Annotated in this window: 5 protein-coding genes and 3 rRNA genes; all 8 read left to right on the plus strand. The window is 66.3% G+C overall.

The genetic code is table 11. The annotated features are described in order from the left end of the window. Window positions 1–300: 300 nt before the first annotated feature. The 8 genes from gatC (at window position 301) to ID810_RS03685 (ending at window position 13,248) form a co-directional block, all read left to right on the plus strand. The gene (gatC, locus tag ID810_RS03650; RefSeq protein ID WP_166855117.1) at window positions 301–606 is read left to right on the plus strand and encodes an Asp-tRNA(Asn)/Glu-tRNA(Gln) amidotransferase subunit GatC; all 306 of its coding nucleotides are present in this window, start codon (window positions 301–303) and stop codon (window positions 604–606) included. Then, window positions 603–2,150 (plus strand): Asp-tRNA(Asn)/Glu-tRNA(Gln) amidotransferase subunit GatA, encoded by a 1,548-nt coding sequence (gene gatA / locus ID810_RS03655; RefSeq protein WP_166855116.1) that lies wholly within the window; start codon window positions 603–605, stop codon window positions 2,148–2,150. Before gatC ends, gatA begins: the two co-directional genes overlap by 4 nt. A gap of 1 nt (window position 2,151) precedes the next feature. Next, window positions 2,152–3,648 carry an Asp-tRNA(Asn)/Glu-tRNA(Gln) amidotransferase subunit GatB gene (gene gatB, locus ID810_RS03660; protein ID WP_166855115.1) on the plus strand — a complete coding sequence of 499 codons (1,497 nt, stop codon included), beginning with the start codon at window positions 2,152–2,154 and terminating at the stop codon, window positions 3,646–3,648. A 310-nt stretch (window positions 3,649–3,958) separates the two neighbouring features. Further along, window positions 3,959–5,344, plus strand: coding sequence for an NAD-dependent malic enzyme (locus ID810_RS03665; RefSeq protein WP_166855114.1), 1,386 nt, complete (start codon window positions 3,959–3,961; stop codon window positions 5,342–5,344). Between the two features lie 653 nt (window positions 5,345–5,997). Continuing rightward, window positions 5,998–7,555 (plus strand): 16S ribosomal RNA (locus tag ID810_RS03670). A gap of 419 nt (window positions 7,556–7,974) precedes the next feature. Further along, a 23S ribosomal RNA gene (locus tag ID810_RS03675) occupies window positions 7,975–11,182 on the plus strand. Window positions 11,183–11,451: 269 nt separating this feature from the next. After that, window positions 11,452–11,568 (plus strand): 5S ribosomal RNA (gene rrf, locus ID810_RS03680). The 16S, 23S and 5S rRNA genes sit together here, the layout of an rRNA operon. A gap of 402 nt (window positions 11,569–11,970) precedes the next feature. After that, complete coding sequence (locus tag ID810_RS03685) at window positions 11,971–13,248, plus strand: threonine/serine exporter family protein (RefSeq protein WP_188232581.1); 1,278 nt, start codon at window positions 11,971–11,973, stop codon at window positions 13,246–13,248. Window positions 13,249–13,772: the final 524 nt, after the last annotated feature.

Consider the following 13,772-nt stretch of genomic DNA (forward strand, 5'->3'; position numbering starts at 1 on the left):
GCAATGTCAACGATATGTGTCCGGATACGCTTGTGATGTCGCTCGGTGATGTCTCTGGACAACGCGTTGTCCCCAGAACAACCCGTGTGCTTCACCTCGGTTGTCCTGGTGCACGTGGGTTGTCCCCACACCGGGTAGTCCCGTACCCACAGGACCGACGGTTGTTCTGGCGCACGTGGATTGTCCATCGGCCTGCCGGGTGGGGTGGCACGCTCGTGGCGGCGGGCGGCGCCGGGGATCGCCGTCGGACCTCACCGGCCACGGCGGGAGCACGGGGGACTCGTGGCTAGACTCACCCTCATGTCTGCCATCTCCAAGGACGAGGTCGCCCGCGTCGCCGCCCTCGCACGCGTGGCTCTGACGGATGAGGAGGTGACGCGCCTGGCCGGTGAGCTGGACGCCGTCGCCTCCTCCTTCGCCCGGGTCACGAGCGTCGTCACGCCCGACCTGCCCGCCACCTCCCACCCGGTCCCGCTCACCAACGTGCTGCGCGAGGACGTGCCCGGCCCTACCCTCGACGTCGACGAGCTCCTCGCCGGCGCCCCCGCGGCCCAGGACTCCATGTTCCTCGTTCCGCAGATCCTCGGGGAGGACTCCGCCTCATGACCGCCCTCATCACCGCCACCGCGGCCGAGCAGGCCGCGGCGCTCGCCGCTGGAGAGGTCTCCTCGCGCGAGCTGACCCAGGCCCACCTCGAGCGCATCGCCGTCGTCGACGGCGCCGTCAACGCCTTCCTCGACGTCGACGCCGACCGTGCCCTGGCCGACGCGGACGCCGCCGACGCCGCCCGCCGTGACGGTACCGCCACGAGCGAGCTCACCGGTGTGCCGGTGGCCGTCAAGGACCTCTTCGTCACCCGCGGCCAGGTCACGACCGCCGCCTCACGGATCCTTGAGGGCTGGGTGCCCCCCTACGACGCCACCGCGGTCACGAACCTGCGCGGCGCGCACCTGCCGATCCTGGGCAAGACCAACCTCGACGAGTTCGCCATGGGCGGTTCCACCGAGCACTCCGCCTTCGGGCGCACGGCGAACCCGTGGGATCTGGGGCGCATCCCGGGTGGCTCATCCGGCGGCTCCGCGGCCGCCGTCGGCGCCTACGAGGCCCCCCTGGCACTGGGCACGGACACCGGCGGCTCGATCCGCCAGCCCGCCGCCGTCACCGGCACCGTCGGCGTCAAGCCCACCTACGGCACGGTCTCGCGCTTCGGCGTTATCGCCATGGCCTCCTCGCTGGACACGCCCGGCCCCATGGCCCGCACCGTCCTGGACACGGCCCTGCTGCACGATGTCATCGCCTCTTACGACCCGCTCGACTCGACGTCGCTGACCGATGCCCCGCGCGGCATGGCGGCTGTTGTGCGTGCTGCCCAGCAGGGGCGCGACCTTACCGGCACCCGGGTTGGTGTCATCGCCGAGCTCGACGGCGGCCACGCCTACCAGGCCGGCGTCATGGACTCCTTCCACGCCGCCCTGGCCCTGCTCGAGGAGGCGGGCGCGAGCATCGAGACGGTCAGCCTGCCGAACCTCGAGTACGCCCTCGACGCCTACTACCTCATCATGCCCGCCGAGGTCTCCTCCAACCTCGCCCGCTACGACGGCATGCGCTACGGCCTGCGCGTGGAGCCCACCGAGGGGCCGGTCACCGCCGAGACGGTCATGGCCGCCACCCGCGGCGCCGGCTTCGGGGACGAGGCTAAGCGTCGCATCATCCTGGGCACCCACGTGCTCAGCGCAGGCTACTACGACGCCTACTACGGCAGCGCCCAGAAGGTGCGCACCCTCGTCCAGCGCGACCTCAATGCCGCCTTCGCCGACTTCGACGTCCTGGTCTCGCCGACCTCGCCGGTCACGGCCTACCGCTTCGGTGAGAAGGACGACCCGATGGCGATGTACGCCCTCGACGTCACCACCATCCCCGCCAACCTGGCCGGGATTCCGGGCATGAGCCTGCCCTCCGGGCTGTCCGACGACGCCCTGCCCGTCGGCTTCCAGATCCTGGCCCCCCAGCGGGCCGACGACCGTCTCTACCGCGTGGGCGCCGTCCTGGAGGCCGCGCTCGAGGAGCGCTGGGGCGGGCGCCTGCTGGATCACGCTCCGGTCCTGAACGAGGCCGCCGTCGCGGGCGTGCGCAACAAGAAGGAGGCCTGAGATGGCTGAAGAGCTCATGGACTTCGACGAGGCTGTGCGCCGCTATGACCCGGTCATCGGCCTCGAGGTGCATGTCGAGTTGGGCACGGCAACGAAGATGTTCGACGCCGCCCCGGTCGCCTTCGGTGGCGAGCCGAACTCCCGTGTGACCCCGACGAGCGTGGGGCTGCCCGGCTCCCTGCCGGTGGTCAACAAGAAGGGCGTCGAGTACGCCATCCGCATCGGCCTGGCGCTGGGCTGCCAGATCAGCGAGCACTCGCGCTTCGCCCGGAAGAACTACTTCTACCCGGACCTCGCCAAGGACTTCCAGACCTCGCAGTCCGACGAGCCGATCGCCTTCGACGGTGCCCTCGAGATCGAGCTGGAGGACGGCACGTTCTTCACGGTCCCGATCGAGCGCGCCCACATGGAGGAGGACGCCGGCAAGAACACCCACGTGGGTGGTGCCGACGGCCGCATCGAGGGCGCCGACTACTCGCTCGTGGATTACAACCGCGCGGGCGTGCCGCTCATCGAGATTGTCTCGCGCCCGATCGAGGGCACGGGTGCGCGCGCACCTCAGATCGCCGCGACCTACGTGCGGACCCTGCGTGACATCTTTAGGGCCCTGGGCGTCTCGGAGGCCCGCATGGAGCGCGGCAACGTGCGCGCCGATGTCAACGTCTCACTGCGCGAGTCCTCCGACGCCCCGCTGGGCACGCGCACCGAGACGAAGAACGTCAACACCTTCCGTTCCATCGAGCAGCACGTGCGCTACGAGATCCAGCGGCAGGCCGCGATCCTCGCCGCCGGGGGAGCGGTCCTGCAGGAGACGCGTCACGGCCAGGCCGACGGCACCACCCGCCCCGGTCGTGTGAAGTCCGACGCCGACGACTACCGCTACTTCCCCGAGCCCGATCTCGTGCCCGTGGCTCCCAGCCGCGAGTGGGTCGAGCAGATCCGTGCGGCGCTGCCGGAGATGCCGGCCGCCAAGCGCCGTCGTCTCAAGGGCGAGTGGGGTCTGGCGGATGAGGAGATGCGCGACGTCGTCAACGCCGGTGCGCTCGACCTCATCGAGGCCACGGCCCTGGCCGGCTGCTCCGGGCAGGCGGCCCGCAAGTGGTGGATGGGTGAGCTGGCCCGTGCCGCCAAGGATCGTGAGATCGCGCTCGAGGAGCTGCCGGTGACGCCGGGGCAGGTGGCCCAGCTGCAGGCGCTGGTCGATGAGGGCCGGCTGACGGACAAGCTGGCCCGCCAGGTCCTTGAGGGCGTTCTCGACGGCGAGGGTGATCCCCAGCAGGTGGTCGAGGCCCGTGGGCTTGAGGTCGTTTCCGACGACTCCGCCCTGCTGGCCGCGGTGGACGAGGCCCTGGCCGCCAACCCTGACGTCGCGGACAAGATCCGTGGCGGCAAGGTCCAGGCCGCCGGTGCGATCGTCGGTGCGGTGATGAAGGCGACCCGGGGGCAGGCCGATGCCAAGCGGGTGCGTGAGCTCGTCATGGAGCGCGTGGGGGCCTGAGGCTCGCGCCTGGGTCCGGCACCGTGTACGAGGGCTGTGCGCCCGTCCGGTACATGTACCGGACGGGCGCACAGTCTTGTGTCCCAGCACGTCGTCCTGGTCTTCTATCCCAGGTGTCGGGGCCGGGCCGGTGCCGACGTCGAGGTGCTCGTCCCCACCCACCCTTTCGCCCCAGGTGCCGGGACCGGGCCGGTGCCGAACTGGTGCACGGTGTTCCTTCTGTCTCGGATGAAGACTTCCCGGTCGCCGTCGGGACACCTCCCATTACGCTGAGAACGTTCATCAGGACACCACAGAACCAGGAAGACACATGGCTCAGCCCGGACCCAGTTACACCGTCGCCCTCCACCTGGAGGTCCCCGCGTCCCAGAAGGCGATTGCCACCCTGGTGGACAGGGCCTCCTCGACGGGGGCCATCGTCAACGGCGTGGACGTGGCCGACGCCGACGGCGACGTCCTCATCGTCGATCTGACGGCGGACACCCGCGACTCCGCGCACCGTCAGGAGCTCGTCGAGGCGCTGCGCAGCCTGGAGGGGGTGACGGTCCACAACGTTGGCGACTCCACCTTCCTCGCTCATGTCGGCGGCAAGCTGGAGATCGCCCCGCGCACCGCGATCCGCAACCGACGCGACCTCGCCCGGGTCTACACCCCCGGCGTTGCCCGCGTGTGCAAGGCGATCCACGACCACCCCGAGAGGGCCCGGCACCTGACGATCAAGAAGAACACGGTCGCCGTCGTCACGGACGGCACCGCCGTCCTCGGGCTGGGAGACATCGGCCCCGCGGCCGCGATGCCCGTCATGGAGGGCAAGGCCGTCCTGTTCAAGCAGTTCGGCGACGTCGATGCCTGGCCGGTGGCGCTGGACACCAAGGATCCCGACGAGATCGTCAGCATCGTCAAGGCCATTGCCCCGGCCTACGGCGGCATCAACCTCGAGGACATCGCCGCCCCTAAGTGCTTCGACATTGAGGAGCGGCTCAAGGCCGAGCTCGGCATCCCCGTCTTCCACGACGACCAGCACGGCACCGCCATCGTCACCCTTGCCGCGCTCATCAACGCCCTGAAGATCGTCGACAAGAGGATCGAGGACGTGCGCATCGTCCTGTCGGGCGTGGGGGCCGCGGGCACCGCCATCGCCAAGCTGCTCATGGCTCACGGCGCGCGCGACATCGTCGGCTACGGCCGCGACGGCGCCCTTGACGGGCACAACACGGAGGGCATGAACCAGCACCGCAGGTGGCTCGCTGAGAACACCAACCCGCGTCACGTCACGGGTTCTCTCAAGGAGGGGCTGGTTGGAGCGGACGTCTTCATCGGTGTGTCCTCCGGCAACCTGCTCCAGCCCGAGGACCTCGACGTCATGGCGGACAATCCGATCGTCTTCGCGATGGCGAACCCCGTCCCCGAGGTGGACCCGGTGGGTACGGCCGGGCGTGCGGCGGTGCTGGCCACGGGGCGCTCGGACTTCCCCAACCAGATCAATAACGTGCTGGTCTTCCCGGGCCTGTTCCGTGGTCTGCTCGACACGGGGCTGACCGACATCTCGATGAACCTCATGCGCGCGGCGGCCACCGGGATTGCGGGCGTCATCGCTGAGGCCGAGCTGAGCCCCGTCTACATCATCCCCGGCGCCTTCGACACGCGTGTGGCCGGAGCGGTGGCGGAGGCCGTGCGCCAGTTCGCGAACGCCTGAGACTGCGGCCTCGGGCCAGGGTCCTGGGGGCCAGGGCAGAAACCTGGGGCCTCGCCCAGGGGCTGAAACCTGAGGCTGGATGCGCGCGGGGGGACGAGCGTGACCGGGCCAGGTCTGAGAGACCTCGCCTGAGGCTGGATGCGCGCGCATCGGCGTGTGTGGGGCACGTGCGTGTTGTGGCTCGGATCATGCCGAGCCAGTTTGACCGGCTGGGGGAGGGCTGCGTATCGTTTTCCCCGGCCCGAACGGCCCCGGTTTTGACCGGGGGTGTGAGGGTATGAACTGAAAAGGGCTGGAGTCGTGGAGACCCGGATCACGGGGAATCGATTTGACGCGGTTTGATCGGCTCGTTAAGGTTCGTTTGATGCTTCCAGGTGGGGCTTGCTTTTGTGGCGGGTCTTGCGTGGTGGGTGTGTTGTTTGAGAACTCGATAGTGTGTCATGTTTTTTATGCCATAGTGGGTGTGTCTGCTGGGCCTGCTTTGTTGTGGGTTTGGTGGGTGTGCTTTGTTTTGTTTTTGGTTTTGCCTGTGCCTGCCTCTGTGTTTGTGGGGGTGGGTGTGGGTGTGGGCCTGGTGAGAGTTTTTTCTCTTGTTTTTGCCTGGGTGCGTGTGCGCGTGCTTGTTGCGTGTGTGCGTGTTTGGGTGTTTGTTTTGTTTGGAGAGTTTGATCCTGGCTCAGGACGAACGCTGGCGGCGTGCTTAACACATGCAAGTCGAACGGGCTGCCTGCGGGCTTTGTGTTTGTGGGTGGTGAGTGGCGAACGGGTGAGTAACACGTGAGTAACCTGCCCTCTTCTTCTGGATAACCTCATGAAAGTGGGGCTAATACGGGGTATTCTGGCCTGCTCGCATGGGTGGGTTGGGAAAGATTCTGGTCTTTTGGCTGGTTTTGGTGGGGGATGGGCTCGCGGCCTATCAGCTTGTTGGTGGGGTGATGGCCTACCAAGGCTTTGACGGGTAGCCGGCCTGAGAGGGTGGACGGCCACACTGGGACTGAGACACGGCCCAGACTCCTGCGGGAGGCAGCAGTGGGGAATATTGCACAATGGGCGCAAGCCTGATGCAGCGACGCCGCGTGAGGGATGGAGGCCTTCGGGTTGTGAACCTCTTTCGCCAGTGAAGCAGCCGCCTTCTTCTTGGGGGTGGTGACGGTAGCTGGGTTAAGAAGCGCCGGCTAACTACGTGCCAGCAGCCGCGGTAATACGTAGGGCGCGAGCGTTGTCCGGAATTATTGGGCGTAAAGGGCTTGTAGGCGGCTGGTCGCGTCTGTCGTGAAATCCTCTGGCTTAACTGGGGGCTTGCGGTGGGTACGGGCCGGCTTGAGTGCGGCAGGGGAGGCTGGAATTCCTGGTGTAGCGGTGGAATGCGCAGATATCAGGAGGAACACCGGTGGCGAAGGCGGGTCTCTGGGCCGTTACTGACGCTGAGGAGCGAGAGCGTGGGGAGCGAACAGGATTAGATACCCTGGTAGTCCACGCCGTAAACGTTGGGCACTAGGTGTGGGGGCTCTTTCCGGGGTCTCCGCGCCGTAGCTAACGCATTAAGTGCCCCGCCTGGGGAGTACGGCCGCAAGGCTAAAACTCAAAGGAATTGACGGGGGCCCGCACAAGCGGCGGAGCATGCGGATTAATTCGATGCGACGCGAAGAACCTTACCAAGGCTTGACATGTGGGCGGCCGGCGCGGAGACGTGCCCTCCCTTTTTTTGGGCGTCCTCACAGGTGGTGCATGGTTGTCGTCAGCTCGTGTCGTGAGATGTTGGGTTAAGTCCCGCAACGAGCGCAACCCTTGTCCCGTGTTGCCAGCACGTCGTGGTGGGGACTCGCGGGAGACTGCCGGGGTGAACTCGGAGGAAGGTGGGGATGACGTCAAATCATCATGCCCCTGATGTCTTGGGCTTCACGCATGCTACAATGGCCGGTACAGAGGGTTGCGATGCCGTGAGGCGGGGCGAATCCCTTAAAGCCGGTCTCAGTTCGGATCGGTGTCTGCAACTCGACACCGTGAAGCTGGAGTCGCTAGTAATCGCAGATCAGCAACGCTGCGGTGAATACGTTCTCGGGCCTTGTACACACCGCCCGTCACGTCATGAAAGTCGGCGACACCCGAAGCCCGTGGCCCTACGGGGAGCGGTCGAAGGTGGGGCTGGTGATTGGGACGAAGTCGTAACAAGGTAGCCGTACCGGAAGGTGCGGCTGGATCACCTCCTTTCTAAGGAGCTGTGGCCTGCTGGCTGGTGCTCGTGCTGCCGACCGGTGGTGCGGGGTGCTGGTCTGGTGGGTGCTGGAAGCGCTGTGTGCATGGAGGACCGGCTGCTGTGCCCGGGCCCTGTCGCCCTCCCTTTTTGCTTGGGGGGGGGCCGGGGTGGGTGTGGTGGCCGCCCCGCGTGCGGCCCCCCGGTGTGGGGGGTTGTGGTGGGGGTGGCACGCTGTCGGGGTCTGGGGCAGTGCGCCCTGGTGGCCCGGGCCCTCCTGTGGCTGCTGGCCGGGTCCTCCCTTGTTGTTGCTTGGGGGGCTGGTTGGTGGTTTGGGGGGTTGTGGGTGGGTTGGTTGTGAACTGTATAGTGGACGCGAGCATCTTTGTTCTTTGTGGACGCGTGCCCGCTGCCTTGTGTGGTGGGTGCGTGTGTTTTGTTTGTTTTTTTGAGCGTTCGGTGGATGCCTTGGCATCAGGGGCCGATGAAGGACGTGGTGGCCTGCGATAAGCCTCGGGGAGCCGGCTGACGGGCTGTGATCCGAGGGTGTCCGAATGGGGGGACCCGGCACGAGTTATGTCGTGTCACCTGCGCCTGAATTTCATAGGGTGTGGGGGGTGACGCGGGGAAGTGAAACATCTTAGTACCCGTAGGAGAAGATATTCCGTGAGTAGTGGCGAGCGAAAGCGGAGGATGGTTAAACCGTGGTGGTGTGATCACCCGGCAGGGGTTGCCGCCGCGGGGTTGTGGGACGCGTGTCTCCAGTGCCTGCCGGTGCTGGGCGCAGTGAGAAACTGGTGTGGTAGCCGAACCCTCTGGGATGGGGGGCCGTAGTGGGTGAGAGCCCCGTAGGTGAAACCGTGCCGGCTGTGTGCGCGTGCTCCCGAGTAGCACGGGGCCCGTGGAATCCTGTGTGAATCTGCCAAGACCACTTGGCTGCCTGAATACCTCCTGGTGACCGATAGCGGATGAGTACCGTGAGGGAATGGTGAAAAGTACCCCGGGAGGGGAGTGAAACAGTACCTGAAACCGGGCGCTTGCAAGCCGTCAGAGCCCTTGCTGGCCTCCCTTTGCCGGGGGGTGGGGGGTGATGGCGTGCCTATTGAAGAATGAGCCTGCGAGTTAGTGCCGTGTCGCGAGGTTAACCCGCCTGGGGGAGCCGTAGCGAGAGCGAGTCCGAACAGGGCGTTTGTAGTGGCGCGGTCTAGACCCGAAGCGGGGTGATCTACCCATGGCCAGGTTGAGGCGCGTGTAAGAGCGTGTGGAGGACCGGACCCACCTAGGTTGAAAACTGGGGGGATGAGCTGTGGGTAGGGGTGAAAGGCCAATCAAACTCCGTGATAGCTGGTTCTCCCCCGAAATGCATTTAGGTGCAGCGTCCCGTGCTTCCCGCCGGAGGTAGAGCTACTGGGTGGCTGATGGGCCCCACAGGGTTACTGACGTCAGCCAAACTCCGAATGCCGGTCGGGTGGGAGCGGGGCAGTGAGACCGCGGGGGATAAGCTCCGTGGTCGAGAGGGAAACAGCCCAGACCGTCGGCTAAGGCCCCTAAGCGTGTGCTAAGTGGGAAAGGATGTGCGGCCGCGTGGACAACCAGGAGGTTGGCTTAGAAGCAGCCATCCTTGAAAGAGTGCGTAATAGCTCACTGGTCAAGTGGTCGTGCGCCGACAATGTAGCGGGGCTCAAGCGCACCGCCGAAGCCGCGGGCCTGCCACACGGTCCCCACGACCGGCCCCCCTCCTTGGGGGTGGTTGTCAGGGGTGGTGGGTGGTAGGGGAGCGTCCTGCACCGGGTGAAGCCCCGGGGTGACCCAGGGGTGGACGGTGCGGGAGTGAGAATGCAGGCATGAGTAGCGATACTAGGGTGGGAAGCCCTAGCGCCGAATGACCAAGGGTTCCAGGGCCAGGCTAGTCCGCCCTGGGTGAGTCGGGACCTAAGGCGAGGCCGACAGGCGTAGTCGATGGACGACGGGTTGATATTCCCGTACCGGCGAAGCACCGCCCATGCTGACGCGCGGGTGCTGACCCACGCCCCGGGTCCCACGTTATTGCTGCCACCGGGTCCGGCCTCGGCCGGCTGGTGGTGGTGGTGGGCCGGGGTCTGGGGACCCTCCGTGCAGGTAGGCAAGCGTGTTAACAGGGGTGACGCACAGTGGTAGCCTCCGCGGGCCTGATGGCTTGGCCCGTCCAAGCGCGCGGCCCGCCGCCCAGGCAAATCCGGGCGGCTGTCTTTGATGACGAGGGTGAGGCGTGATGGTGACCGGCACGGTTGTGCTGGGAAGCAGGGTGATCCTGGGGTGCCGAGAAAAGCCTCGACGCGATGGTGCCAGCCGCCCGTACCCTAAACCGACACAGGTGGTCGGGCAGAGCATGCCTAGGCGCACGAGAGAATCATGGTGAAGGAACTCGGCAAAATGCCCCCGTAACTTCGGGAGAAGGGGGGCCCGAGCCCTGAGGCCCGCAGCGGGCTGGGGGTGAGGGCCGCAGAGACCAGGGGGGAGCGACTGTTTATCAAAAACACAGGTCCGTGCGAAGCCGCAAGGCGATGTATACGGACTGACGCCTGCCCGGTGCTGGAAGGTCAAGAGGAGCCGTCAACCCCCAGGGGTGAAGCGGCGAGTTCAAGCCCCAGTAAACGGCGGTGGTAACTATAACCATCCTAAGGTAGCGAAATTCCTTGTCGGGTAAGTTCCGACCTGCACGAATGGCGTAACGACTTCCCCGCTGTCTCCACCATGAGCTCGGCGAAATTGCACTACGAGTAAAGATGCTCGTTACGCGCAGAAGGACGGAAAGACCCCGGGACCTTTACTACAGCTTGGTATTGGCGCCCGCCACGGCTTGTGCAGGATAGGTGGGAGACCGCGAGACGGCCGCGCCAGCGGTCGTGGAGTCGTCGTTGAGATACCACTCTGGCCGTGGCGTGCGCCTGAACCTCGGCCCGTGAGCCGGGCCAGGGACAGTGCCTGGTGGGTAGTTTAACTGGGGCGGTTGCCTCCTAAAGAGTAACGGAGGCGCTCAAAGGTCCCCTCAGCCTGGTCGGCAACCAGGTGTCGAGTGCAAGTGCACAAGGGGGCTTGACTGCGAGACCGACAGGTCGGGCAGGTGCGAAAGCAGGAACTAGTGATCCGGCGATCCCGAGTGGGTGGGTCGTCGCTCAACGGATAAAAGGTACCCCGGGGATAACAGGCTGATCCTGCCCAAGAGTCCATATCGACGGCATGGTTTGGCACCTCGATGTCGGCTCGTCGCATCCTGGGGCTGGAGCAGGTCCCAAGGGTTGGGCTGTTCGCCCATTAAAGCGGTACGCGAGCTGGGTTCAGAACGTCGTGAGACAGTTCGGTCCCTATCCTCTGCGCGCGCAGGATACTTGAGAGGACCTGTCCCCAGTACGAGAGGACCGGGACGGACGAACCTCTGGTGTGCCAGTTGTCCCGCCCGGGGCACGGCTGGTTGGCCACGTTCGGCACGGGTAACCGCTGAAAGCATCTAAGCGGGAAACCACCCTCAAGACAAGGTATCCACAACCACCCCCCCCGGGGGTGGTTGGAAGGCCCCCAGCAGACCACTGGGTCGATAGGCCGGACGTGGAAGGCCCGCAAGGACCTGCAAGCCGACCGGTACTAACAGGCCGACACAAACAACACACACCCCCCAACACACTTCGAGAGGGGGGACCGCAACCAGGGCACCAGAGCCCGCGTCCACTGTACGGTCTCAGGACCAACCCACCCCACCACACACCCACACACACCCACAAACACTGTGGGCACGTGTGGGCAGGCCGCCACAACACACCCACCCCCCCCCCACACACGCACACGCACAAGTCACTGTGCGCGCACCAGCCAGGAGGGGCAGCCCGGCACCAGGCCGGCGCGCCAGGGTGCGGCACACACACAACCCCATAGACGTCCCGGTGGTCACAGCGGGGGAGCCACGCCCGGCCCCATACCGAACCCGGAAGCTAAGACCCCCAGCGCCGATGGTACTGCACCCGCCAGGGTGCGGGAGAGCAGGACACCGCCGGACACACACCACACACGCCGCCCTGCCACCGTCCCCCACACACCCAGGGGGACGCGGTGGCAGGGCGGCCCGCGCGACACACCCAACCACACAAGCCCCAGAAACCCCAGGCACACACCACCCAACACCCAACCCCAGCCCCCGGCCCACCCCAGCCCCCGGCCCACCCCAGCCCCCAAAAACACGACCATCTGCCCCACCTTCGAGCTGCCCCACCTTCGAGACCACACCAAGAAACTCCAGGCCACAAGCACACACACCGGCGGCAGTGGCGACCACCACCCGCCTCACCCGCCTTGCCAAGGGGTGCTTTCGGCGGTGCTCGGGCAGCATGGGCACGTGACACATACTCCTGACCCAGCCTCCCCAGCCGTTTCTGAACCTCCGCTCGACGCCGACAGGCTCATGCATCAATCGGGCGTCGTCTTGCGCCTGGGCAAGCTCATGCTCGCCTCTGGTGCCGGCTCGTACCGCGTGAAGTCCTCGATGGCGAAGGCCGCGGCCGCCGTCGGCCTCGATCGGCATGAGGCCACCGTGACGATGACGGAGATCGTCACCTCCTCGTACGTGGGGGACCGTTTCCGCACTGAGGCCGCCGAGGTTCGCCGGGTCGGCGTCAACGTTGCACGCCTCGAGGCTCTTCGCCGCCTCGTCCATGACCTGCGTGCGCACGAGACCGTGGAGCACCTCGACGAGCGGCTCGACGAGATCGTGGCGATGCGTCCCCTGTATGGCGACGTCGCCAACGCCGTGGCCTCCGGCGTCGCTTGTGCAGGCTTCTGCTTCCTCAACCAGGGCGGCTGGGTCGAGTGCCTGGCCGTGCTCCTGGCCGCCACCGTTGGCCAGGCGGTGCGCCGCCAGATGCTCGAGCGCCACTTCCAGCACTTCTTCACCTGGATCGTGTGCGGCGTCGTCGCCTCAGGGCTCTACATGGGCGTCGCCAGCCTCATCGACCTTGTTGGATTGGCCTCCGGCAACCACCAGGGTGGCATCATCTCCTCGATCCTGTTCCTCATCCCCGGCTTCCCGCTGGTGACGGCCATGCTCGACCTCGCCCGTCAGGACTTCTCCTCCGCCGTCTCGCGCGCCTCCTACGTCCTGCTCGTCATGGCGGCCGCAGGCGTCTCCGTGTGGACGGTGACCTTCATCTTCGACTGGGAGGTGGAGGCAACCTACAGCTACGTCCCCGAGGGCCTGCTCCTGTACGCGCTGCGAGCGCTGTGCTCCTTCGTCGCGGCCTACGGCTTCGCGATCCTCTTCAACGCCACCCCCCGGGCGGCCGGCCTGGCGGCCATCGTCGGCGCCATCGCTAACACTGGCCGTCTTGTCCTCATCGATGAGATGGGTGTGCCGTGGCAGCTCGCGGTCGGTCTGGCGGCGGTGACGATTGGCCTGTTGTCCCAGGCCTTTGTGTCGCGTGCCTCCCTGTCACGTGTGGCGCTGTCGGTGCCCGCAGTCGTCATCATGATCCCCGGGGTCCCCTTCTACCGTGCGGTCTCGGCCCTCAACGACCAGACGGTGGACGCGCACGTCGCCATCGGCGCCGCCGCCACCAACCTCACGGAGGTGTTCTTCGTCATCACGGCGATCGGCGTTGGGCTGGCGATGGCTCGTATCCTCACCGACCGCAACTGGCGGCACGACGTGCCGACCTCCGTGCCCCTTGTCGTCCCCGCCCGCTGAGCCCCTGAACCCAGCCCTCTCCGCTGAGGCCCGACCTTTCACGCTGACGCCTGATTCTTCGCCTCAGGTCTCAGCACATGCGGGTGGCCGCGGATGTCCTCTTCGGGTGAGTCCGGCAGGCTCGGTCGTCGGTTGTGGGCCGTGGTCGTGTCCACACGGCGGACATGGGCGCTGATTCCCGACGGCGACGCCGCCGGGTTTCCCGGAATCACGGCGTTTCCTCCTGGCAGGTTGAGCGTGGGTGCCGCTCATGTCCGCCGTGTGGACACCCCGCCGCGAGAACATGTCATTGCTTGTCTTGGTGCGTGTCGTTGGTTTCTCAACGGTTGCGTGGGTTGGATCGTTGGGTTGCGGCCAATCATCCTGCTCCTGGCCTTGCCCGGCGGGGGCGGATCACGCTGCTGGCTGCCGAGGGACTGACGAACCAGGAGATCGCCAGGCGGGTGGGGGTGTGTACGACGGTGATCGCCGGACGTGTGCGTGACCAGGCCTGGGGCCTGGGTGGCTTGGAGGACGTCGAGCCC

This window comes from Actinomyces respiraculi, assembly GCF_014595995.2.
GTDB classification, from domain to species: Bacteria; Actinomycetota; Actinomycetes; order Actinomycetales; family Actinomycetaceae; genus Actinomyces; species Actinomyces respiraculi.